Annotated in this window: 18 protein-coding genes and 1 pseudogene; 8 read left to right on the top strand and 11 right to left on the bottom strand. The window is 71.3% G+C overall.

Annotation, left to right across the window (positions count from 1 at the left end):
- Nucleotides 1-97: 97 nt before the first annotated feature.
- Nucleotides 98-1,036 carry an alpha/beta fold hydrolase gene (locus OG622_RS11810; protein ID WP_371575551.1) on the bottom strand — a complete coding sequence of 313 codons (939 nt, stop codon included), beginning with the start codon at nucleotides 1,034-1,036 and terminating at the stop codon, nucleotides 98-100.
- A gap of 342 nt (nucleotides 1,037-1,378) precedes the next feature.
- Nucleotides 1,379-3,136, bottom strand: coding sequence for a DapH/DapD/GlmU-related protein (locus tag OG622_RS11805; RefSeq protein ID WP_371575550.1), 1,758 nt, complete (start codon nucleotides 3,134-3,136; stop codon nucleotides 1,379-1,381).
- A 211-nt stretch (nucleotides 3,137-3,347) separates the two neighbouring features.
- Between OG622_RS11805 and OG622_RS11800 the strand changes: the two genes are divergently transcribed.
- Complete coding sequence (locus OG622_RS11800; RefSeq protein ID WP_371575549.1) at nucleotides 3,348-4,820, top strand: hypothetical protein; 1,473 nt, start codon at nucleotides 3,348-3,350, stop codon at nucleotides 4,818-4,820.
- A gap of 143 nt (nucleotides 4,821-4,963) precedes the next feature.
- On the opposite strand, the gene OG622_RS11795 is transcribed toward OG622_RS11800, so the two are convergent.
- Nucleotides 4,964-6,769 (bottom strand): serine/threonine-protein kinase, encoded by a 1,806-nt coding sequence (locus OG622_RS11795; protein ID WP_371575547.1) that lies wholly within the window; start codon nucleotides 6,767-6,769, stop codon nucleotides 4,964-4,966.
- A 143-nt stretch (nucleotides 6,770-6,912) separates the two neighbouring features.
- Between OG622_RS11795 and OG622_RS11790 the strand changes: the two genes are divergently transcribed.
- Entirely contained in the window at nucleotides 6,913-7,344 is a 432-nt protein-coding gene (locus OG622_RS11790; protein ID WP_371575545.1) for a PPOX class F420-dependent oxidoreductase, read from the top strand.
- 57 nt (nucleotides 7,345-7,401) lie between these two features.
- Nucleotides 7,402-9,819 carry a SpoIIE family protein phosphatase gene (locus OG622_RS11785; protein ID WP_371575543.1) on the top strand — a complete coding sequence of 806 codons (2,418 nt, stop codon included), beginning with the start codon at nucleotides 7,402-7,404 and terminating at the stop codon, nucleotides 9,817-9,819.
- Nucleotides 9,820-9,996: 177 nt separating this feature from the next.
- On the opposite strand, the gene OG622_RS11780 is transcribed toward OG622_RS11785, so the two are convergent.
- From OG622_RS11780 to OG622_RS11770, 3 genes are all read right to left on the bottom strand, one after another.
- On the bottom strand, nucleotides 9,997-10,371 hold the full coding sequence (locus tag OG622_RS11780; RefSeq protein WP_371575541.1) for a hypothetical protein: 375 nt from the start codon (nucleotides 10,369-10,371) through the stop codon (nucleotides 9,997-9,999).
- Nucleotides 10,372-10,396: 25 nt separating this feature from the next.
- Nucleotides 10,397-11,260, bottom strand: coding sequence for a PaaX family transcriptional regulator C-terminal domain-containing protein (locus tag OG622_RS11775; RefSeq protein WP_371575539.1), 864 nt, complete (start codon nucleotides 11,258-11,260; stop codon nucleotides 10,397-10,399).
- A gap of 314 nt (nucleotides 11,261-11,574) precedes the next feature.
- Nucleotides 11,575-12,942 carry an MFS transporter gene (locus tag OG622_RS11770; RefSeq protein ID WP_371575537.1) on the bottom strand — a complete coding sequence of 456 codons (1,368 nt, stop codon included), beginning with the start codon at nucleotides 12,940-12,942 and terminating at the stop codon, nucleotides 11,575-11,577.
- 295 nt (nucleotides 12,943-13,237) lie between these two features.
- On the opposite strand from OG622_RS11770, the gene OG622_RS11765 reads away from it, so the two are divergent.
- The 4 genes from OG622_RS11765 to OG622_RS11750 all read left to right on the top strand — a co-directional run bounded on the left by OG622_RS11765 (nucleotide 13,238) and on the right by OG622_RS11750 (nucleotide 16,924).
- The gene (locus tag OG622_RS11765; RefSeq protein WP_371575535.1) at nucleotides 13,238-13,906 is read left to right on the top strand and encodes an SDR family NAD(P)-dependent oxidoreductase; all 669 of its coding nucleotides are present in this window, start codon (nucleotides 13,238-13,240) and stop codon (nucleotides 13,904-13,906) included.
- A gap of 197 nt (nucleotides 13,907-14,103) precedes the next feature.
- Entirely contained in the window at nucleotides 14,104-14,919 is an 816-nt protein-coding gene (locus OG622_RS11760; protein WP_371575533.1) for a VOC family protein, read from the top strand.
- A 146-nt stretch (nucleotides 14,920-15,065) separates the two neighbouring features.
- Nucleotides 15,066-15,977, top strand: coding sequence for an alpha/beta hydrolase (locus OG622_RS11755; RefSeq protein ID WP_371575531.1), 912 nt, complete (start codon nucleotides 15,066-15,068; stop codon nucleotides 15,975-15,977).
- Between the two features lie 251 nt (nucleotides 15,978-16,228).
- Nucleotides 16,229-16,924 (top strand): alpha/beta fold hydrolase, encoded by a 696-nt coding sequence (locus OG622_RS11750; protein WP_371575529.1) that lies wholly within the window; start codon nucleotides 16,229-16,231, stop codon nucleotides 16,922-16,924.
- A 64-nt stretch (nucleotides 16,925-16,988) separates the two neighbouring features.
- On the opposite strand, the gene OG622_RS11745 is transcribed toward OG622_RS11750, so the two are convergent.
- From OG622_RS11745 to tnpA, 3 genes and pseudogenes are all read right to left on the bottom strand, one after another.
- Nucleotides 16,989-17,774, bottom strand: coding sequence for an MBL fold metallo-hydrolase (locus OG622_RS11745; RefSeq protein ID WP_371575526.1), 786 nt, complete (start codon nucleotides 17,772-17,774; stop codon nucleotides 16,989-16,991).
- A 414-nt stretch (nucleotides 17,775-18,188) separates the two neighbouring features.
- On the bottom strand, nucleotides 18,189-19,988 hold the full coding sequence (locus OG622_RS11740; RefSeq protein ID WP_371575524.1) for a SulP family inorganic anion transporter: 1,800 nt from the start codon (nucleotides 19,986-19,988) through the stop codon (nucleotides 18,189-18,191).
- Nucleotides 19,989-20,301: 313 nt separating this feature from the next.
- Nucleotides 20,302-20,747, bottom strand: a pseudogene (tnpA, locus tag OG622_RS11735) (IS200/IS605 family transposase).
- A gap of 25 nt (nucleotides 20,748-20,772) precedes the next feature.
- Between tnpA and OG622_RS11730 the strand changes: the two are divergent.
- On the top strand, nucleotides 20,773-21,996 hold the full coding sequence (locus OG622_RS11730) for an RNA-guided endonuclease InsQ/TnpB family protein (protein ID WP_371575522.1): 1,224 nt from the start codon (nucleotides 20,773-20,775) through the stop codon (nucleotides 21,994-21,996).
- Between the two features lie 56 nt (nucleotides 21,997-22,052).
- Here the strand turns inward: OG622_RS11730 and OG622_RS11725 are convergent, their stop codons facing one another.
- Nucleotides 22,053-22,418 carry a BTAD domain-containing putative transcriptional regulator gene (locus tag OG622_RS11725; protein ID WP_371575521.1) on the bottom strand — a complete coding sequence of 122 codons (366 nt, stop codon included), beginning with the start codon at nucleotides 22,416-22,418 and terminating at the stop codon, nucleotides 22,053-22,055.
- A gap of 292 nt (nucleotides 22,419-22,710) precedes the next feature.
- Entirely contained in the window at nucleotides 22,711-23,592 is an 882-nt protein-coding gene (locus tag OG622_RS11720; protein WP_371575519.1) for a radical SAM protein, read from the bottom strand.
- Nucleotides 23,593-23,684 lie beyond the last annotated feature (92 nt).

Here is a 23,684-nt window from a genome sequence, read left to right as displayed (position 1 = left end):
ACGCCGCGGTATGCGCGGACGCTCCGGTATGTGCGGACGCCTTGGTATGTGCGGCTGGTCCCGTTGTCGGCAACGGCCGCACCCATGGCGGAAGTTGTCAGCTCCCGGCCGTGTCGCGAGCCCAGACGAGCACCTGTGGCAGGGCCGGCAGCGCCGCGAAGTGGGCCGCGGACGGCTGGAGCACGGCCTTGGCCGAGGGAATCTTCTTGGTGAGGTAGTGGAAATGGGCCACGGGGGCGAAGACGTCGCGCTCGCCGTGCCAGAGCATCACGGGCACGGAACCGTCGATCGCCTCTAACGCGAACCCCCAGTCCGAGCGGAACGCGACCAGGTCGTCGACCCAGCCCATCGGCGCGCGCGGATCGACCGTGGCTCCCTCGCCCTTCTCGGCCTGCCCCACCGCCGACAGATAGTTCCTGAGGAGATGCTGGCGGATACCGGCGTCTTCCACGATCGCCCGGTCCACGCTCGGCATCTCCTGGTGGAGCGACGCGAGGAACACGGTGGGATCGCGGCGGATGGTCTCGGCGTTACGGGCCAGCAGCGCACCCAGCTCGGTCACGTCGGGGGCATGGCGGTCGAGCAGGGCATAGGTCGACACATTGGACTCGGACATCTCCTTGTGCCAGTCCAGTCCGTCGTTCTCGGCATCCCGCGGGGCGATCGAGACCAACGCGGCGACGCTCGCCACCTGGCTGCCGATGTTCCGGGCCGCGCAGGCCAGGGCGTGCGGCGCGCCTCCCGATCTGCCCACCACGGAGTACTTCTTGAGATCCAGGTCCCCGGCGATGGCATTGACGTCCTCGGCGGCGTCGACCACCGTGCGGTTCTCATGGCGGTCGGAGTCGCCATACCCCGGTCGGTCGTAGGCGATGAGCCGCACACCGAGCTTGTGGAGGTCGAAGGTGCGCAGTCGGGGCCCGAGTCGGCTTCCGGGAGTTCCGTGCAGCAGAAACACCGGGTGTGCGTCCGGATCGCCCCAGGTCTCGTAGGCGATGTTCCGTCCGCTGGACGGCGTCTTCACTGTCTTGACCACCCGATGCCCTCCCGTGCCAGCGGCTGTGGAGTGAAGCGCGGGACCTCCCAGCATCACGCATGGGAAGCCCCGCTCCTAGTAGCTGCTCAGCCGTTCTGGCTTTATGTGGCAAGAATTGGGTAAACGTGGGCCGCTCGGCTGTTCACGCCCCAAGGTAGTGCACCGAGGCACGGGTCGCCGGATGAGGGTGGAATTCGTGGTGACCGAGTGAGTCATGGGGTATGCCGCCTCATCGCGCTTCCGACAACCGTTCCGCACCTTCGTGATGCCCTGCACCTGGGTGAAAACACATCCACCCGTACGGAGCAGGACGGACGCTGACGTTCCGGAAAGTGGCGCGTCTCACGCTCCGCCCGCCGGTTCGGGGCGGTGCACTCCACGTGGCCGATAGCCCAGGAGTTCGGAGCGGCCCAGCAGATCGGCCAGCAGCCAGACGATGGCCAACCACATCTCGGTGCCCTGCAACCCTGGTTCCGGGCCCGGCCCCGCCGTACCCGGTCCGAATCCGAACCCTCTTCCGTCCTGCCAGCGGGTCAGGACGGCAGCGAGTCGCGGTTCGGCCCACCTGCGGATCTCGGCCGACCGGTAGCTGTCATCGCTCCCGCCTCCGCCACTCAACTGCCGTGTGCACAGCCACAGCGGATGCGCGACGTCCAGAACGTTGCAGGCGTTCTCCCGGCCCGCGCCGAAGTACCGGGTGTCGCGGGCGTGGTCCAGGACCGCGTCCACCACCCTTTCCGGATGGGGGACGGGTACCCCGAACTGTGCGAAGGAACCGCGTGTGAGCCGGTAGTAGCCGTTCACCACCTGGAGGCGGCCGGTGGTGGTCGAAGGGCTGCCCCACATGCCGGTCCAGGGGTCGGCCCGGGTGAGGAGCCAGCCGAAGAGGGCTTCGAGGGTGCCCGGGGTGAGGCCGGTGCTGACGGGGTGACGGAGGTTCCAATGGGCGGCTGTGGACCAGGAGTCGATCCAGGCACCGGCACCCCACGCGTTGTCCCGCCAGGGCAGGTCATCGAGACGCGCGACGAGTTGATCAGCCGTCATGTCACTGACGCCGCGAATCGGTTGGGGGAAGGAAGCGCCCAGGAGATCCAGCGCGTAGCCCACCGACAGGACGTGGTACAGCGCCGGGCCCTCGCCGATGAAGCCGTCGCTGTCCAAGGGGGGCGGCTGCTCGCCGAGTTCGGGTACCAGGCCGGTTTCCCGGTCCTGGAGAGAGACGAGGCGCTCGATGTGTCGCGCCCGGTCCAGTTGCTCGGGGACGGATGACAGCAGGAGATCGGCGATCTCCACGGCGTCGCAGTGTGCGCGCACGGTGGGCGTGGCGCCGGGGCGGTCGGTGTAGTGGTCGCCGTTCCAGCGGCTCGCGAGGATGTCGGCGGCCTGGGCGCGGGCGGTGTCGGCGAACCGGGCCAGGACGTCACCCCCGACCAGGCCTCCCGTCCCCCGCCCCGCAGCCACTCCGCCCTCCCGGGCCCGGCCCTCCGCCTGCTCCCGGCCCCCCGTCTCCCGGCGGTCCCGAATCCGCCGGGCGGGATTCCCCGCCGCCACCGTCCACGCCGGCACGTCCTTCGTCACCACAGCCCCGGCGCCGATCACGCAGTGGTCGCCGATCGTGACGCCGTCGACGACGACCACGTGGGAGCCGATCCAGACGTCGTCGCCGATGGTGATGCCCTGGCTGCTCTGGGGCTGTCGGTGGATCGGCCGGTCGGGGGCCATGGAGTGGTTGAAGCCGAGGAGCGAGGTGTGGGCGCCGATGCGTACGCCGGTGCCCAGGGAGATGGTGCCGCGGGCAACGGTGAACGGGTTCAGCGTGCAGTCCGCGCCGGTGGTCAAGGTGCCGGTGACGTAGGCGTGGGCGGCGATGTACGAGTCGTCGCCGAGTCGCAGGAGGTCGGGGAAGACCGCCGCCGACCCGGCCACATAGCAACGCTCGCCCACCTCACTGTCCCCGCCGAGCGACCGCTGCCGCTCCCGCTGCGCGGCCCGTTGCTCCTTGGGCGCCTCCGTCTCGAACAGCCAGGGGCAGTGGTCGAAGCGGTCGGAGTGGTCGGAGCGGGGGAAGGAGCCTGCGGGCGGCCGCTGGTGGTGATCCATGAGGCGCACGCTAGGCAGACGTGCGTCCTGCGAGGAAGAGGGCCGCCGGGAGAGAGGGGGCGTACTGGGCCGGGCGGGTGAGGGAGGCCTGCGGCCGGTGCGTCGTGCCTTCCGGTTCGTGGTCGGCATTCCATCCTTTTGTCTCTTTAGGGGTTGTCTTTTCAGAGGTTGTCTTTTCAGAGGCTGATCGTCATCGCTCCGGGATGGGTCCATGCGTGTGAATGCGAATTCCGCTCCGGTCGTCGCACCCGTCGTCCTTCCGGCGGCCGACGCGCGTGGGCTCGGCCCCCTCGGCGTGGTCGCCGGAGCCTTCACACTGGCCCAGCTCCTGCTCGTGGCGCCGGAGATGGGGCTCGGCTGGGACGAGACGGTGTACGTCAGTCAGGTCAGTCCGCACGCGCCGTCGGCGTTCTTCAGCGCGCCACGTGCGCGGGGGGTGCCGCTGTTGGTGGCGCCGGTCGCCTTGTGGTCGTCGTCCACCGCGTTGCTGCGGGTGTATCTGGCGGTGCTGTCGGGGGTGGGACTGTACTTCGCCCTGCGCGCGTGGCGGGGGCTGTTCCCGGTGGGGGTGCGGGCGGTCGCGGGTGCGCTGTTCGCGTCCCTGTGGGTGACCCTCTTCTACGGGCCGCAGGCCATGCCCAACTACTGGGTCGCGGTCGGTGCGCTCGTCTGCGTGGGGTGCTGTCTGCGGGTACGGAAGAACCCCGGGGACCGGGCCGCGTTGTGGGGTGCGGGCGCCGGTGCGGCCTTGATGGCGTGGATGCGGCCCATGGACACCGTGTGGGTGACTCTCCCGCTGTTGGTGCTGCTGCTGGGCGTACGGGAGTGGCGGCGGCCGCGGCTCCTGGGGGCGATGGCGGTCGGGCTCGCCACCGGTGCGGGGGCGTGGGTCGTCGAGGCGTACGCCCGGTACGGCGGGCTCGTGCGGCGGCTTGCCGACGCGTCTCGGGTGCAGGGCGGGCTGGGCTGGAACATCGCTGTCGACGACCAGCTGCGGAGCCTGGTGGGACGCACGTTGTGCCGTCCGTGCACCGGTGACATGCCCCACCCGGCGATCACCGCGTGGTGGTTCGTGCTGCCGGTGATGGCCGCGATCGGGCTGGCGGTCGCGGTCAGGGCCGGGCGGGCGACGCCCACGGCGGTGGCGCTGGTCTGCGCTGCCACGGCCGCCGTTCCGTATCTGTTCCTGATCGGGTACGCCGCTCCGCGCTTCCTGCTGCCTGCGTACGCCCTGCTCGCGATCTCCGTCGCCGACGCGCTCCTGAGTCTCGTCAGGGGTCCGGGCGGGACCTGGCGGCCACTCGTGGGAGCCGCCGTGGTGCTCGGGGTCGTCGGGCATCTGGTGGTGCAGTACGCGGTGCTTGCGCGCACCGTCGAGCGCACCACCGCCTCCCACCGCGACTGGGACCGCACCGCTGCCGAGCTGCGGCGCCTCGGCGTACGGCCGCCCTGTCTGCTGACCGGCGGTTACGCCATCCCCATCGCGTACTACGCGGGCTGCGCCTCCGCCCACACCCGCGGCAACAACGCCAACATCACCCGTAAAGGCATCCTGGAGACCGCCGAGCACATCCCGGTGGCGGCCCTCGTCGCACCGGGCGGCGACCCGCCCGAGTTCGCGCGGTCCTGGCCCGCTCACCAGTTCGCAGGGTTCCGACTGCACGTGGCGCCGACGGGGCGCTAGGTGAGGCGGTGGGCGCGCCCGGAAGGCGTGCCGGTTCCGGCGCGGATGCCCTCGGCACCGCCACAGCTCGTCACTGACCACGACACGGCTTCCGTCGTGCCACGAGAGACGCTGCCCCCTCCCTTGCGGTCAGGGGCTCCGCGCTACGAGGGAAGAGGCACGATGAAGCCGTCCCTGACCCTGTCGAAGACTGGGCGGTGGGCGTCCCAGTCCGCGTCCGGGGCCGAAAGGTAGATGTCGTACTCCCGTTCGCCTTCCCGGCCGTAACCGAGGTCGATGGCGCGGAAGGACCGGGCCCGTCCCTGGAAGGTGAACTCCCACACCGCGGCCGGCTGCCCACGGAAGGTGGTCTTCTGCATGCGGAGCTTTCGGTACGAGGTGGGGTAGTTGACCTTCGTGTTCGCTTCGATGTCTTTGAAGTGGGTCATGGGGTGTGAGCCGGCGGGGTCCACGACGCCGACGGCGAGGCGGACCAGCCCGGTCTCGTCGGTGTAGACGACTTCCCCGGACGTCCGCTTACTGGCCTTCCAGCCGTCCGGAACGGGGAATGACACACCGAGCCCCTTCTCCGTGACGAGGTGGAAGCCGTCGGGTAGGGGGGAGGGGGAGTAGGACGGGGTGGCGGACGGTCCCCTGCCCGGTGAGGCGGTCTCCCCGTCGGGGTTCGACGTCACGTAGAGCGCGGCCCCGACGGTCATGGCGGCCACGGTCACGGCGGCGACCGGGACGAGGATCCGGCGCTTCTTCCGGCTCGGGCGGGTCGGCCGGCCTCCCTCGGAGCCCGCGCCTCCCGTGGCGTGCGCGTCGTTCGGGGAGCCGGGCGAGCCACCCGGGCGGCCGTCGAGGCCCGGTCCGCCCCGGCCGCCGCCGTGGTCCCTCTCCCGATCGGCCACCGGGCCGGTTGCCCGGTCCGTTCGGCCACCCGTTCCCGTGCCCGTGCCCGAGAGTGTCCTCTGGCCCGTGTGCCGACCACCGGTCTCCCGCTCGTCGTACGAGACCGCGCCGTACGGGACCCCGTACGAGCCCTCGTGGACCCGGCCCCCGGCCCCCGGCACCGGCTGGGCGATCGTCGCCTGGCCCGACACCACGGCCCGCAGCGCGTGTTCGGTCTGCTCCGTCGTGGGGCGGTCGGCCGGGTCCTTGGCGAGGAGGGCCTCGATGAGGGGTTTCAGGGCGCCGCCCTGCTTCAACGGCTCCAGGGGGTCCACGGCGATGGCGTACGCGGCCTCCATGGCGGTGAGGCGGCGGAACGGCGGGCGGCCCTCGACGGCCTGGTAGAGGGTCGCGCCCAGGGCCCACAGGTCCGAAGCGGGGCCGGGCTTCTGGCCGCGGATCCGCTCCGGGGCCATGTAGTGGATGGAGCCGACCATCTCGCCGGTCTTGGTCAGGGTCGAGGCGTCCGCGGTCATCGCGATGCCGAAGTCGGTGAGGACGATCCGGCCTTCGGCGCCGAGGAGGACGTTGCCGGGCTTGACGTCGCGGTGCAGTACGCCGGCGGCGTGCGCGGCGCGCAGCGCGGCGACCATGCCCAGACCGATACGGGCGGCCTCCTCGGGAGGGAGGGTCCGGCCGTCCGTGAGGAGATCGGCGAGTGTGGGCGCCGGGACGTACTCCATGACGATGCAGGGCCGGCCGTCACCGGTGCCGCTCTCGAAGCCGCCCCGAGCACCGTCCACCCGGTCGTCCACGCGGTCGTCCACGACGTCATGGACGACGATCACGTTCGGGTGCGTGATCCGGGCCGCGCTCCGCGCCTCGCGGCGCGTGCGCTCGTACAGGGTGACGAGGTCGTCGGGGGACAGATGCGGCTGCACATGCAGTCGCTTCACCGCGACCTGGCGGCCGAGGACCTCGTCCCCGGCCCGCCACACCGTGCCCATGCCGCCGCGGCCTATCTGCTCCGTGAGCCGGTAGCGCCCGGCGACGAGCCGCCCTACGTCCGACACCACGTGCCCTCCGCCAACCCTGCGTACGTTCGATTCGCCTCGTCACAATAACCGGCCCCGGGTAAGAGCCAGGGAGGAGGACCGGTCCGGGGGCATGAGGTGGGCGGTGGGGCCCTGGATCCCATGCGAGGGTCGATGATTGTCGTATGACCGCCACTTCGTTCAACCCGCGTGCCCTGCTGGCGAAGAGCCGGCTCGGTGTCCTCGCCACCCTCAAGGCGGACGGCCGCCCCCAGCTGTCGCCCGTCATGCCCTCCTACGACGAGGAGGCCGGAGTCATCCGCATCTCCACCACCGAGGCGACCGCCAAGACCACCAACCTGCGCCGGGACCCGCGCGCCGCACTGGAGGTGACCAGCGCCGACGGCATGTCCTGGGCCACGGCCGAGGGCACGGTCCACCTCACCGGACCGGGCACCGACCCCGAGGGCCCGGAGGTCCAGGCCCTGGTGGACTACTACCGCGCAGCCGCCGGGGAGCACCCGGACTGGGACGAGTACCGCTCGGTGATGGTCTCCGACCGCCGGGTCCTCATCACCCTGACGGTCGACCACGTGTACGGCGCCGCGATCGGCTGACGGCGTCCGCGGGCCGGCGGTGGGGTGTGGGCGCGTGTTCGGCGTACCGTCGTGACTGTGGACTCCACGGCTGACGGTCTCGTGTCCCGAGTCGCGCGTGAGCTCGTCCCGAGGGCGGACGTGCTGATCGGCGAGGTGGAGCAGTGCCTGCGCCACGAGATGCCCGAGCTGTGGGAGCGCCCCGACGCCAGGGTCTCGGAGAGCGTCGCCGAGCACGTCGTCGCGGTGCTGTCCGCCCTCCGGTACGGCGTCGACCCGGGCGGCATCGAGGTACCCGCGACCGAACTGGAGCGCGTCCGCCGCGTCGCCCGGCACGGTATCCCCGTCAGCGCGGTGCTGCGGGCCTTCCGGCTCGCCCAGGGCATCCTCCTCGACCGCCTGCTCGAAGAGATGGCCCGGCGCACCGACGACGCGGCCCTGATCAGCGAGGCCACGCGCAGCCTGATCGCCACGGCGACGGGGTACGTGGACCGCACCTCCGAGCAGGGCGTCGTGGCGTACGAGGAGGAGCGGGACCGGCGACTGCGGTGGCGGCTGTCGATGGTGAACGAGGCGAGCATGCGCATCGGCACCACCCTGGACATCGCCCGCACCACCCAGGAGCTGGCCGACTTCGCCACCGAGCACTTCGCCGACCTCGTCACCGTCGACCTGCTCGACTCCGCGCTCAACGGGCACGACACCCCGGCGGACGACCCCCTCGCACCGCCCGTACTCCACCGGGTCGCCCAGCGTTCGGCCGCCCACCCCGACCGGGCGCCGGAGCCCGCCCGCCCGCAACCCCACACCTTCCCGCCGGATTCACCAGCGGCCCGCGCCCTGACGACGGGCCAGCCGACCAGGCACCGTCTCGACGGCCGTCGCCGAGGACCGCACGAGACCCCGGAGCCTGCGACCGGTGCGTGTGCCGGGAAGGGCGACAGGGGCGCGGGCAGCGCTGACGCTGTGGGCGGTGGCGATGTCGGGCGTGCCGATGGTGACCGTGCCGTGGACAGGGGCCGGGCGGCCGTGGACGGGAGTCCCGTCGGCCGTGCCCACCCGGTCCACTCCACGCTGGTGGTGCCGTTGCGTGCCCGGGGCGCCACCCTCGGGGTCGCGCAGTTCTGCCGGGACCACAACCCCGCCGCGTTCGACGACGAGGATCTGCTGCTGGCCCAGGAGATCGCGGCGCGGGCGGCGGTCGCCGTGGACAACGCCCGCCGCTACACCCACGCCCGCGCCACCGCCCTCACCCTGCAGCACAGCCTGCTCCCGCGCCGCACCCCGAGGCAGTCCGCCGTCGACGTCGCCTTCCGCTACCTCCCCGCCGACGCCCACGGCGGTGTGGGCGGCGACTGGTACGACGTCATTCCGCTCTCCGGGGCCAGGGTCGCCCTCGTCGTGGGTGACGTCGTGGGCCACGGCATCCACGCCGCCGCCACGATGGGTCGCCTCAGGACCGCCGTACGCACCCTGGCCGACATCGACCTGCCGCCCGACGAACTCCTCACCCATCTGGACGACGTGGTGATCCGCCTGGCCGCCGAGGCGGAGGAGAACGGCGCGGACGACGACGCCGGGGCCGTCATGGACACGGACACGGCACCCTCCGCCGCCGCCCGGGACACCGGAGCCGCGGAAGCCACCGCGGACGCCGCCACGGAAGCGGCCGAAGCCGCCGCCGGAGGAGGCGGGGACATCGGTGCCACCTGCCTCTACGCCGTGTACGACCCCGTCTCGCGCCGCTGCACCCTCGCCCGCGCGGGGCATGTGCTGCCCGCCGTGGTGAGGGCGGACGGCACCGTCGACATCCTGGACCTGCCCCCGGGGCCGCCGCTCGGCCTGGGCGGGCTGCCGTTCGAGGCGGCGGAGATCGAACTGCCCGAGGGCAGCCTGCTCGCGCTCTACACCGACGGTCTGATCGAGGCACGGGACCACGACATCGGCGCGGGCCTGTCCCGGCTCCGCGACGCCCTCGCCCGGCCCGCCCCCTCCCTGGAGGCCACCTGCGACGCCGTACTCGAAACCCTGCTGCCCGCCAGGCCGCCCGACGACGTAGCCCTGCTCCTGGCGCGGACCCGGGCCCTCGGCGCGGGCCAGGTCGCCACCTGGGACCTGGAGGCCGAACCCGCCGCCGTCGCGAGGGCAAGGGTGAACGTCACCCGGCAGCTGAGCGACTGGGGCCTGGAGGAGCTGGAGTTCACCGCCGAGCTGGTGGTCAGCGAACTCGTCACGAACGCCATCCGCTACGGCCGGCCTCCCGTCCGGCTGCGCCTCATCCACGACCGCACCCTCATGTGCGAGGTCTCGGACTCCGGCGGGACCACCCCGCACCTGCGCCGCGCCCGTGTCTTCGACGAGGGCGGGCGGGGTCTCCTCCTGGTCGCCCAGCTCGCCGAGCACTGGGGAACCCGTCGGGCCCGCCAGGGCAAGACGGTGTGGGCCGAGCTGAACGACTCCGCCACCGCCGTGTTCCCGGCGCTGACCGCCCTCTAGCCCACGCGTCCGTCCGCCCGCGGAACTGCCGCCCTCCAGCGGCCTGTTCCGCGCCGCCGCGGCCACCGTGAACAGTCGAGGACGCCGAAGAAGCGGCCCGCCGGATGTCCGGCGGGCCGCTCGCGGAGGTCGGGGCGCAGGGGGAGCGGCCCTGACGCGGCTTCGGGAGCCCTCGGCTCACATGTGCACGGCGGGGGCCGCGTCGGGGTCCTGGACGGGGGCGCCGCGTCGGTAGAGCAGGAAGCTGACGGCCACGCCCGCGACGAAGAAGACGGCGGACCACCAGTACGCGGTGGAGTAGGCCTCCAGCCCGGCCTGGGCGACGACGGTGGGGTCCTTCGGGTTCCTGCCGACCAGGTAGTCCGCGGCGGCACTCGTGCTCGACGGGTTGCTCGGGACGGGCCCGGAGGGTGGGTCCTGAACCAGGAGGGTGGGTCCTGAACCGGCAGAGGATGCGACGCGACCCGTCGAGCGGGCGGACGCCGAGCCGGCGGACGCCGAGCCGGCGGACGCCGAGCCGGCGGACGGCGCGACCTCCGCATGATCCGGCACGCCGCCCCAACCCGGCCAGGCGCGGTCAGCGCAGCGGCATCGTGTCGAGGAGTTCCCCGGCCATCCGTGCGGCGGGTGCCGCGGTCTGGTCGGCGACGCGGCGGAAGGTGTCCTCGGCGGGGCGGGCCGGCCAGGCGTGGGGAAGATGGCGGGCGGGGAGGCGGGGGTCGGTGCGGATGGTCCAGAGCCACTCGCTGACGAGCCGCAGACGGGTCCCGATCGGGTCGTCACCGGAACCGCCGCCCAGGTGGGCCGTCCAGCGCTTGTCGAAGGTGACGTAGCGGGCCGCGATGCTCTCCAGGTCCCAGGTGTCGCGGATCATCAGCTCGATGTCGGTGGCCACGTTCGCCTGGGCGTGGAAGATCTTGACGTGGTCGGTGAGTCCGAGCTCCGCGACGACACCGGCGATGTCGACGTTCCCCGGGGCGATCCACAGCCCGCTGTACAGGGCCCCGAACCCGGACCAGGTCAGCCGCGAGCGAAGGTCGTGCCGCTGGCGCTTCCAGGAGTCGGGGAGGGAGAAGCCGAGGAGGGTCCAGGTGCCGTCCCAGTCGTCGTTGACCGCGCCCTGCTTCCAGATGCGGGTGCGGCCGTCCCACAGAACGCGCGTCGCCTGCGGTGTGAGACCGAAGTACATCCTGCGGCCCTCGCGCTGGCGCCGCAGCAGACCGCGGTTGACCATGCGGGTCAGCGTGGAACGTACGGCCTGTTCACCGACGCCGACACGGCCGAGTACGTCGATGATGCTGCCCGAGTACACGCACAGGTCACGGTCGTCCTCCTCCAGCACGTGGTTGCCGAAGAAGGCGAGCATGAGCGACTGCGGGCGCGGCTGCGGGCCGTCCGTGGTGTCGCTGTCCGGGGTGTCCAGGATGTCGTAGTCCTCCACAGGGGCAAGCGTACGGCCGCCCTCCGACACTCCGGCGGGCGGCCGTACCAGGTCACCGGCCGTCGGCGGGGTGGGCGGGGCCGTCGTACGGCCGCGGGCAGGGGTTCGGGCGGTACCGCGCAAACCGGGCCGGGGCTGTCGCAACGGCCGACGCCGCACGGGAGTTGCGGGACTCCGCGTCCGTGCCACGCCGACCGAGGGTGGTGATCAGCAGAGCGGCACGACGCCGTTCCAGTTCGCGGGCAGGTCCACCAAGTGCGGTGTACTGGAAGGAAGTTGGCCCTCGGCGTGACTCGGTCCCGGGGTGTCGGTCGTCATGCGGAGATCTCCTGGGTGTGGGGGACGGCGGGGCGTTCGGTGGGGTCCGGGTCCGCGAGCGAGGTCTGGGCGCTCTCGCGGACGAAGCAGACGGTCACCGCGGTGATCAAGGCGCCGCCGCACAGCAGCAGGGCGACGGGGGTGCTGTTTCCGCTCCCGGCCACGAGGCTCCCGGCGATCATGGGGGAGAATCCGGCGCCGATGAGGGTGGCGCCCTGGTAGCCGAGGGAGGCGCCGGTGTAGCGGACCTTGGTCCCGAACATCTCGGTGAGCAGTGCGCCCAGGGGTCCGTACATCACGGACTGGGCGAATCCGTGGCCCAGGACGACCGCGAGGACGAGCAGTCCGGGTGACCTGGAGTCCACCAGCGCGAGCACGGGGAAGGCGAGCGCGGCGGAGGCGAGGGCTCCGGTGAGGACGACCGGGCGGCGCCCGACACGGTCGGAGAGCGCCGACGCGCACGGCAGGACGACGAGTGCGACGGACGCGGAGACGGTGAGCGCGGTGAGCACCTGCGGGCGGGGGTAGCCGATGCCGGTGGCGTAGGCGATCAGGTAGCTGGTCAGCAGGGACTGCGCGGTGAACGCGCCGATGCCGACGCAGCAGGCCAGCAGCAGGGGGCGCGGGCGCCGCAGGACGTCGACGATCGGCAGCCGGGCCTCGGCCCGGTCCTTCTTGACCTGGGTGAACAGGGGGCTTTCGACCACCTTGAGGCGGACGAAGAGTCCGACGCCGAGCAGGACGACGCTGAGGAGGAACGGCACGCGCCAGCCCCACGCGGCGAACTCCTCACGGGGCATGGCGACGACGAAGGTGACGACGACCGAGGAGAGCAGGGAGCCGAGCGGTGCTCCCATCTGCGTGAAGCTGGACCACAGTCCGCGCCGTTTCTCGCCGGCGTGCTCGACGACCATGAGGGTGGCGCCGCCCCATTCGCCGCCGATGGCGATGCCCTGCAGCACCCGCAGGGTGATCAGCAGGACGGGTGCCCACACGCCGATGGTGTCGTAGGTGGGCAGCAGGCCGATGAGGAAGCTGGCGCCGCCCATCAGGCCCATGGTCAGCAGCAGCATGGACTTGCGGCCCAGACGGTCGCCGAAGTGCCCGAAGACGATGCCGCCCAGCGGGCGGGCGAGGTATCCGGCGGCGAAGGTGCCGAACGCGGCGATCGTACCGACAGCCGGGTCCGCGCCCGGGAAGAACAGCTCACCGAAGACCAGCGCGGCGACCGTTCCGTACACCAGGAAATCGTAGAACTCGACGGCCGTACCGAGCAGACCCGACAGCGCCACACGACGCAACTGGCTTCTGCGTTCGGCCTGTTCGGGGTTCGGGGGTGGTGGGACGACGGGGGACGAGGGCATCGCGGTCTCCCTTGACCGGGGGAAGGACAACCGTGAACTTAGGCGCTTGAATAACCATCGTCAAGAAAGTGCCCAACATTGACGGTCGCGGGACAGGTGCGTGACAGTCGCGGGCCGAGGGCGCCCGGAACTTTGCCACCGCAAGCGGGCGTTACATCACGATGAAGACCGCCGAGGGTCGTCGAGGACCGTTGGGAGCCGTCGAAGACAGTCGAACGTCGCCGAACACCGTCAGGCCCGTCCAGGGGCCGACTCGGGACGAGAGCCCGACCCTTCTCCAGGAAGCAAGGAAGCCATGACCACCATCGCCGTCATCGGAGCCGGACCGGGTCTCGGCGCGGCGGTCGCGCGTCGCTTCGGCCGTGAGGGGTTCGCCGTGGCGCTCGTCGCCCGCGACCCTGAGCGGACGAAGGCGCTCGCCGCCGACCTGACCGGCCAGGGCGTCCCGGCGCAGGGGTTCGCCGCCGACGTACGCGACCCGGAGGCCCTGACCGCCGCACTCGACGCGGCGCACACGGCGCTGGGGCCGATCGAGGTCCTGCAGTACAGCCCGCTGCCGCACCGCGACTTCATGCTGCCGGTGCTGGAGACCGGTCATGCCGACCTCGTCGGCCCGATCGAGTTCTCCGTCTACGGCGCGGTCGCCGCCGTACGGCAGGTGCTGCCCGGTATGCGCGACCTCGGCCGCGGCACCGTCCTCTTCGTCAACGGCGGTACGGCCGTGGTCCCGCACCCCGACCGGGCCGGCACGTCCATCGCGTTCGCCGCGGAGAGCGCGTACGGCCACCTGCTGCACGACACCCTCGCGCGCGAGGGCATCCATGTCGCCCAGCTGGTCGTCCCGGGCGCGATCGTCCCCGGTCACCCCAGGAAGGACCCGGCCGTCCTCGCCGACACCCTGTGGGGCCTCCATCGCGACCGCCACGGCTTCCGCCACTTCGCCGACGACCTCGACGCCTCGTAGGGCGGCCCGCGACACGGCCGACCGGTAATGGGCCGACCCCCGAAGGGCTGACCCGCGACGGCCCCGGCCTCCCGCGTGACGGCCTCCCGCGTGACGGCCTCCCGCGTGGCGGGCTCGCGCACCGCGGTCGACGCGCGGTCGTCCGGGGCGGGTGTCAGGCTGGCATCACCGGATCCGCGAACGCGAAGGGGAATCCCGTGATCACTACCGACCTCACTCCCGGCTCCCCCTGTTGGCTCGACCTCGGCGTCCCCGACGTACCGGCCACGGCGGCCTTCTACGCCGCGGTGCTCGGCTGGGAGTACGAGCCCATGGGTGACGGCGGGGGCGAAGGGGAGGAAATGGCAGGCGAGGGCGGGGTCTTCCGGAAGGACGGCAAGATCGTCGGCGGGCTCGGTGAACTCACCGAGAAGGGTGCGCGTCCGGCCTGGATGATCTACTACGCCGTCACCGACGCGGACGCCGCGACCCAGGCCGTGGAGCGCGCCGGCGGCACGGTGCGGGTGGCGCCGAAGGACCTCGGCGACTGGGGCCGGATGGCGCAGTACAGCGACCCGCTGGGCGGCCAGTTCGCCGTCTGGCAGCCGGGCAGCAACGAGGGGTTCGAGCTGGCCGACGAGCCGGGCTCACTGTCCTGGACCGAGCTGTACACGACCGACGCCGCGGCCGCCAAGGAGTTCTACGGCGGCGTCTTCGGCTGGCAGTTCGGCGACATGCCCCTGCCGGGCGAGGCGGGCACGTACAGCCTCGTCACGCCCTCCGGACTCCCCGAGGAGCGGATGCAGGGCGGCGTGATGGAACTCCCGGCGGAAGGCCTCGCCCTTACGGCCGGACGGCCCTACTGGCACCCCGTCTTCGCCGTCACCGACTGCGACGCGGCGGTCGCCGCCGTCACCGGGAGCGGCGGCAGTGTGCAGATGGGACCGCAGGACATGGAGGGTGTCGGCCGACTGGCCGTCTGTCTGGACCCGTCGAACGCGGACTTCGTGCTCCTCGCCCCTGCCGAGAGCTGACCCGAGCCGCGCAGGTCCCCACGCCCCGCGAGGCCCCGCGTACGCGAGAGGCATCCCAAACCGTTGCGCAAAACAGGATTCGCGTCCATCATCCCACCAACAGGAATCCTGTTAATTCAACGTTGTAGCGATGGGTGGGACCGATCATGTCGTTCAGTGCCAGAATCCAGGCCAGAGGGGTTCAGCTGCTGCTCAGCGGCGTCATGTCCCGTGTCCACAAGGACCTGCGCTTCACCGACGTCCCGAAGCGGACGGAAACCCTACGGGTCGAGACCGGTGCCGGGCCGGTCGACTGCACCGTCTACCGCCCGCCGGCCGGCATCGGCACCCCCGCTCCCGTGTACATCAACTTCCACGGCGGCGGCTTCATCGTGGCCCGCCCCGAGCAGGACGACCACATCTGCCGCTACATAGCCGCCACGGCCGGCTGCGTCGTGATCAACGTGGACTACGCCGTCGCCCCGCAGCGGGTCTTCCCCGTCGCCGTCACCCAGGCGTACGACGTCACCGAGTGGGTCGTCGAGAACGGCACGGCCAACGACTGGGACGGTTCACGGGTCGCCGTGGGCGGACACAGCGCGGGAGCCAACCTGACCGCCGCGGTCTGCCGTACGGCCCGCGACCGGGGCACCTTCACGCCGCGACTCCAGATCATCGACTCCGCCCCGGTCGACCTGGTCGCCGATCCGGCCACCAAGGTGTCCCGCATCGCCAAGCCGCTGCTCAGCCCCCAGCTGATGCGGATCTTCACCGCCGCCTACGTCCCGGATCCGGCCGACCTCTCCGATCCCCTGGTCTCGCCCGGACTCACCGACGACCTCGCCGGACTGCCGCCCGCGCTCGTCATCACCGCCGAGAACGACCGCCTGCGCGACGAGGGTGACGCCTACGCCAAGGCCCTGGAGGCCGCGGGCGTCCAGGTCGACCACCGCGTCTTCGAGGGCGTCGACCACTACTTCACGCACACCGGCCCGGTGCCGGCCGGCAAGGAAGCGATCGAGCTGATGGCCGACGCCCTGCGCACCGCCCTCGGCGCGGCCACCCCCGAGGCGGGCTGACACCGGCGCGGGCTGGCGTCGGCGGGGCCTTGCGCCGAAGTGGCCGCACGTCGAAGTGGCCCGTCGGCGACGCGGGTTCACGGCCGGCCGAGGTGCCGTGCCGCCGGTGGACGCTTGTACGGGGGGCAGCCGGCCGGTACGGTTACGTGTAACGGACAGCTATCCGCTTCGCGGCAACCCGCAACAGGGGGAGCCCTGGGGCGACGCCCGAGGCCGGCCCCCTGATCGACCCCACGAAGGAAAGGCACGACGTGCGGCTCAACACCCGCGAGTGGGGCGCAGGTGACCGGACGGCTCTGCTCGTCCACGGCATCATGTCCGACTCCCGCACCTGGCGGCGGGTGGCCCCGGCACTTGAGGAGCACGGCTACCGGGTGATCGCCGTGGACCTGCGCGGCCACGGAATCTCACCGCGCGGCGAGTACGGTCCGCAGCTCTTCGCCGACGACCTCGTCGACACGCTGCCCCGCCAGGCCGACCTGGCCATCGGCCACTCCCTGGGCGGGCTCGCCCTCTCGCTCGCAGTGGAGCGGCTGCGGCCCTCGCGGGCGGTCTACTCGGACCCGGCATGGTCCTCGGCCGACCCGGGCCGGCACATCGGCCCCGAGGTCTTCGCCTCCTTCAAGCACGCCACCCGCGCACAGACCACCGCGCTCAACCCGCGCTGGGACACCGAGGACGTCGACATCGAGATGGCCACGCTGGCCGCCTGGGACGCAGCCTCCGCGCACTTCCTCGGTGGCCGCCCGCTCACGGGCTTCGTCCCCGACCGTCCCGCCGTGCCCTCCCTGGTCCAACTCGCCGACCCCAGCTTCCTGGTCGGAACCGAGGACGCGGACCGGCTCCGGGCGAGCGGCTTCGAAATCCGTACGGTCGCCGGCGCGGGACACACCATCCACCGCGACGACTTCGACGGTTTCATGCAGTCCCTGGACGGCTGGATCTGACCTCCTCGCCCTCGACTCCCACGTGTCCGGACCACCTGCTCCTGGGTGGCTCCGACTCCGACTCCTACGCCGTACCGCGAGCCCTCTCGTACAGGACGGGGTCGTGCGCGTTGACGACGGTCAGGTCGGCGTCGTCGCGCCGGTGCAGCTCGGCGAGGCGGGCGTGGTTGTCGCGGACCTTCCTCAGGTCGTACGCCACCAGGTTCTCCATGGTGCGAAGGGCGCGCGGTACCGGGGAGTGCCCGTCGAGCGTTCCGCGGTGGTAGAAGGCGTCGCCGGCGTGCAGGATCCAGCGGGTTCCGGTGCGTACCGCGACGCAGGCGTGGCCGCGGGTATGTCCTGGCAGGGAGACCAGGACGATTCCCGGGGCGATGGTGCCGAGTTCCTTGGCGGCGGCGAATCCGCGCCACGCCTCGCCGTCCGGGGTGTGCTCGACGATCTTCGGGCCGTGGGCCCACTGGGCCGCCCGGTACCGGAACCGCTCCCGCCGGGAGGGGGAGATCACGGACCCCAGGGCCTCGGCCGCGGTCGTGTGGACCTGGGCGTCGGGGAAGTCGGACAGCCCTCCGATGTGGTCCGAGTCGAAGTGCGTGACGACGATGTGGCGGACGTCGTCACGCCGGAACCCGAGAGCCTCGACCTGGCGCGCGGCCGTCTCCTCCGCCCGGAGCACGGGCCTGATCAGCCGCCGGGCCGGCCCCACACGGCGTCCGGGATCGGCGATGTCGCGCAACCCGAACCCGGAGTCCACCAGGACCAGTCCGCCCGGCGCCTCGACGAGCAGGACGTGGCAGACCAGCGCGCCGGTGAGCGGGAGCATGGTTCCGCAGTTGAGATGGTGGACCTTCACGGCAGTACCGCTTTCGGGGTGTCGACGAGAGAAGGACGCGGCTCGCTCCCGGCCCTCCTTCCGGGAGGCCGGGCAGACAGCGTACGGCCAGGATCCCGGTCGGGAGGTGGGCGACGGGAACCCCGTCGGGATCGCGATGGGATCCCGTGGGCATCCCTCGGCATTCCGTCGGGCGGCGAGCGTCCGGCCGCCCGGTCCTTGTTGACCTCAGCAGTCCAGTACGACACATGCGTGATCGCGGCCCCCGCCTGTCGCGGGCATGGCCGCCAGAGCCCCCCGGCCACCGACGCCCTGCACCTGGCCCCCTCGCCTGCGGGGTCCCCGCCGCTTGAGAGAACCGTTGAAAGAAGACGCCCCGGAGCGCTCTCGGGGCTGGGAGACCACCGGATCGTGCCCGACCCGTCCGTTCCGTGATCACTGCTCGTCGGCGGGCGGAGGAGCAGCGGTGTCCGGTTGGGGCCGGGTGGGTTGTCCGGGGGTGGTGAGGGGTGTCCACTCCGCTCCGGTGCGCAGGCGGAAAGCGGCGACGGCGGCCTCCACCGTGGGGAAGAAGTGCCGGGGGTCGATGGTGCGGGTGAGCCCGTACCGTTCGATCTTGCGGCGTACCGGGTCCTTGAGTTCCGCGAACACCAGGTGCACGTCCTGGGCGTTGAGGTTCTCGTCGAGTTCCTGCAGGACGTCCGCGGCGGTGGTGTCCACGTCGGTCATGGGCTCCGCCGCGATCACGATCCAGCTCGGCCGCGGGTCGGCTTCGGCCAGCCGCCTGACCTCGTCGCGGAAAGCCCTGGCGTTGGCGAAGATGAGCGGGGCGTCGAACCGGTAGATCACCAGGCCCGGCAGCTGCCCGGACCCCGGGTAGGAGCGGACGTCGTGGTAGCCCTCCAGGCCCTGCACCCGTCCCAGCACGGTGTTGTACGGCCACCAGGCACGCCGGAAGACGTTGAGGACGGACAGGGCCACGGCCACGGCGATCCCGGGCAGCACACCCAGCAGGGCCACGCCGACGAAGGCCGCGAGGCACAGCAGGAACTCCTCCCGGCGCTGCCTCCACAGCCGTACCGCCCCCGGTACGTCGGCCAGCGAGAGCGACGCGGTGATGACCACGGCGGCCAGGGCCGGCTGGGGAAGATTGCGGAACAGGCCCGGAGCCAGCACGAGCATGAGGACGATCAGCGCCGCTCCCACGACGCCGGTGAGCTGGCTCCTGGCCCCCGCGCGCTCCGCCACCGCCGTACGGGATCCGCTCGTACTGACCGGGAACCCCTGGAAGAGACCGGCCGCCAGGTTTGCGACACCGACCCCGGCCATCTCCTGGTTGCCGCGGACCTCCTGACCCGTGCGGGCCGCGAAGGCCGACGCGTTGGAGATCGTGTCCGCCAGGGACACCAGGGCGATGCCCAGCGCACCGCCCAACAGCGGTACGAGGTCGGAGAGTCGGATGGCGGGGATCGTGAACGGCGGGAAGCCCTCGGGCAGTTCTCCGACCAGGCTGACGCCGTGCGCGCCGAGGTCGAGGACGGTCGTGGCGGCGATCGCCAGGACCACCATCGCGAGCACGGCCGGGATCTTCGGCAGGAGGCGTTGCAGGACCAGGATGAGGACGATCCCGCCGCCGCCGACCGCGGCGGCGGCCGGTACAACCGCCCCGTCGGCGAGTTTCCGCACGAGGCCGACGCACTCGCCGATCAGGTTGTCCGCCTCGACCTTGAAGCCGAGCAACTTGGGCAGCTGGCCGATGAGAATGGTCAGGGCCAGGCCGTTCATGTAGCCGATCATCGTCGGTTTGGAGATCAGATCGGCGATGAACCCGAGCTTCGCGACCGAGGCCAGGATCATGATGGCCGCCACCATGAGCGCGAGCATCGACGCCAGCGCGACAGCCCGGTCGGGGTCCCCGCCCGCCGCCACCAGGGGCAGTACGGTGGCGGCGATCATCGGCCCCAGGGAGGAGTCCGGGCCCAGCACCAGGATCCGGGACGGCCCGCACACCGCGTATCCGAGCAGGCAGAGAATCGTCGTGTACAGACCGGTGATGGGCGGCAGGCCCGCCAACTCGGCGTACGCCATGCCCTGCGGCACCAGCAGCGTGGTCAGGACGACCCCCGCGACCAGGTCCTTGACCAGCCACTCGCGCCGGTAGGACGACACCGCACGGACCCCGGGAACGGCCCGTACCCGGGAGAGAAGCCCTCGGCTCTTGCGCTGGGTCGTCACAGACCATCCTTCCGTTCGGACAAGCGTGGCACGTGAACGGTGATGCCCGTATGCGCGCCGTGAAGTGTCGACCGGTGGGAGTTTCATCGCCGAGGCGGAGGGAGGCAGATCATGAGTGCCGCCCCGCCTGTGACGGATCAACGGCGCTACCGGGATTCATTCGCAGTGCATCGGGCTTCAGCCCGGTGGTGAAGCGAATCTGATGGCTGCGACGCGGAGCGTCGCAGGTTCCTGTCCGGCGGAGCCGGACGACGTGTTCCTCACTCCTGGCGCGGAGCGCCGCGAGGCCGGTCCCGGTGGAGCCCGGTGATGCTCACACGGGCCGGTTCTGCCGTTCGATGTACTGCCTGACCACGGTGAGCGGGGCGCCGCCGACGGTTCCGGCGAAGTAGGAGCCGGACCAGAGTTTGTTGGCGCGCCAGTAGTGGCGTACCAGGTCGGGGAATTCTCCCCCAGCCTTCGGCCGGGAGGTGCCCCCAGGCGCAGTCGGCGGGAGGAGACGCCCTTGAGGGAGTTGACGAGTTTGGTGACGGTGACCTTGGGCGGGAAGTTCACCAGAAGGTGGACGTGGTTGTCCTCGCCGTTGAACTCCATCAGCTCGCACTCGAAGTCCGCGCACACCGACCGCATGATCTCCTCCATCCGCGTCAGGTGAACATCCGTGAACACCTTGTGCCGGAACTTGGTCACGAAGACCAAGTGGACATGCATCACGAAAACACAGTGCCGGCCAGTTCTGATCTTCTGGATCTCGCCCATAACCCAAGTATGTAGCGTGATGGTCATGCAGCTTCGGTACGCCTTCAGGTTGTACCCGAACGCCATCCAACGCATCGCGTTGGCGAGGGCGTTCGGGTGCGCCCGCGTCGTCTTCAACGACGCGGTGCGCGCCCGCGAGGACGCCCGGGTGGCAGGGACTGCGTTCCCGAAGGCCGGCGAGCTGTCCAGGAAGCTGATCACCGAGGCGAAGCAGACGGACGCACGGTCGTGGCCGGGCGAGGTGTCCGCCGTCGTGCTCCAGCAGTCCCTGCGCGATGCGGAGGCCGCCTACAAGAACTTCTTCGCCTCCCTCAAGGGCGAGCGCAAGGGCGTGAAGAGTGGTGCGCCCCGGTTCAAGTCCCGCAAGGACAACCGGCAGTCGATCCGCTTCACGGCCAATGCCCGCTGGTCGGTCACCGCCTCCGGGAGGCTGAACCTTCCCAAGATCGGTGCGGTGGCAGTGAAGTGGTCACGGACCCTGCCCGCACAGCCCTCCTCGGTCACGGTGATCAAGGACGCGGCCGGGCGGTACTTCGCCTCCTTCGTCGTCGACACCGACCCGCACGCCGACGCCGCCCGCATGCCCGACACCGACCGGAGCGTCGGCATCGACCTGGGTCTCACCCACTTCGCGGTCCTCGACGACGGCACGAAGATCGACAGCCCTCGGTTTCTGCGCCGTGCCGAGAAGAAACTCAAGCGCGCCCAGCGCGAGCTGTCCCGCAAACAGAAGGGATCGAACAACCGAGAGAAGGCCCGCCTGAAGGCCGCCCGCGCCCACGCGCACGTGGCCGACGCCCGCCGCGAGTTCCACCACCAGCTCTCCACGAAGCTGATCCGCGACAACCAAGCGATCGGTGTGGAGGACCTGGCGGTCAAAGGACTGGCGCGCACCAGGCTGGCCAAGAGTGTGCATGACGCGGGCCGGGCGCAGTTCGTGCACATGCTGGAGTACAAGGCGGTCAGGTACGGCCGGACCCTGGTGAAAATCGGCCGGTTCACACCGACCAGCCAGGTCTGTTCGGCGTGCGGGGCGAAGGACGGCCCCAAGCCCCTGCACATCCGGACCTGGACCTGTGCCGCCTGCGGTGCGGTCCACGACCGGGACCACAATGCCGCGAAGAACGTGAAAACGGCCGCCGGACTGGCGGTGACAGCCTGTGGAGCGCAGGTCAGACCAGGACTCGTCCCGGCACAGCGCGACGAAGCAGGAAGCCACGGATTCCCCTCCGAAGACTGTGCCGCGTAGCGGCACAGCAACGGACGGGAAGGCCAGAATCCTCGGGCTTCAGCCCGAGGAGCAAGTCAACGCTGTAGCCGCTTGAGCAGCTTGCGGGTGCTGGGAGAGGGCGTCGCGTCGATCTGGGCCAGTGCTGTCTCGCAGCCCTGGAACGCCGCGAGGACGCCGTCGTCGTCGCCCAGCGCGTTCGCTGCGCGTATCCGTACACGCCAGGCCACCTCGCGGAGCGGGTCGATCGCGGTTGCCTGGGCGCACAGGCGGACGGCGCCGCCGAACCGGTGCAGGTGCAGGTGCAGGGCGAGGTCGGCCGCCGATGAGAGCGCGTCGGCGGCTTGCCGGGACAGTGCCCGGCGCCGCTGCCCCTTCCACTGCGAGGTGCGCCCTGGCAGGTAGCCGTCCTCGTTGCGGGCAAGCAGCGCCTCGCCTGCCATGCCTCGCCCTGCCGGCCGGTGAGCCCTGGCGAGGTCGGCTGCCATCGGCAGCGACTGACACGGCATCAGCCCCACACCCTGACCAGCCGACTGCGCCGGTTCGAGACCCACGGCATCGTCATCCGCACCGCCTACGCGGAGATCCCCCCCACGCGTCGAATACCGGCTCCCCCTCGGTGACGGGTTCCGCGACGTCCTCAACGCCATGGGCGCTTGGGCGCAGGCGGGCCCCGGCCCCGGCCCTGAGCCCGACGCCGTCACCTGACTATCCCGCCGACGGGACGCGACGCGCTCACGCCGGGTCGGCCAGCCTCTGCCGCAGGGCGTCGTTGTCGTCGTGGTGGACGACCTCGTCGAAGCGCAGCCGCAGCCCGTGCTTGGCCAGCAGCCCGGCCACGATCGCGTCGAGTTGCTCGCGGTGTTCCTTGGTGCGGGCCTGTACGTATGCCTCGCGCACCTCGTCGGGTTCATCGGCGAGGACCTGGTCCATGCGCTCGCGGATGTACCGCTTGAGGTTGATGTGCTCCATGAACACCTCGGTGATGCCCGCTTCGACGAGCTGTCCGAAGAGCTGGTCCAGGAGTTCGGGCTGGGTGGCGAAGTGGGGCAGGAGCGGGCCGACGAAGGCGAAGGTGGGGACGCCGGCCTCGCATAGTTCCGTGAGGGTGCGCAGGCGGCGGGAGGCGAGCGGGGCGCGGACCTCCAGCCAGCGGCTGACCTTGTCGTCCGCGGTGGTCACGGTCATGCCGACCTCCGCCCGGGGCAGGCTGGTGAGCAGGTCGATGTCGCGGGTGACCACGGGCGACTTGGTCAGGATGCGTACCAGGCCCGGGTACTCGACCGACTTCAGCTCGTGCAGGATGCCGCGGGTGAGCCGGTAGCGCGTCTCGTGGCCCTGGTAGGGGTCGGTGACCGAGCTGAGCAGCATCGTGCCGTGGCGCTTGTGCTCGGGCATTCTGGCCAGCTCTCTGCGGGCCAGGTCGACGGCGTTCTTCTTCACGTACAGGTAGTCGCCCCACTCGTTGGCCGTCCGGCCGAACTGCCGCCCCGCGAAGGAGGCGAAGCAGTACGCGCAGCCCAGAACGCAGCCGGTGTAGGGATTGATCACGTAGTCGTTCGACGGGGTCTTCGACTTCTGGATCAGGGTCTTCGCCTCGATCTCGACCGGTTCCATGACGGGCTTCCTCTCCGATGTCGGCCGCCCGCTCCCGGGCCGGCCTCGTTCCTGTGCTGTGCGCGGGGCGAGGCGACTGGACGCCGGACCTG

Origin of the sequence: Streptomyces sp. NBC_01314 (assembly GCF_041435215.1) — a bacterium.
Classification (GTDB): Bacteria; Actinomycetota; Actinomycetes; order Streptomycetales; family Streptomycetaceae; genus Streptomyces.
The sequence above is the reverse complement of the archived record's forward strand: the minus strand, read 5'-3'. Positions and strand labels throughout refer to the sequence as shown.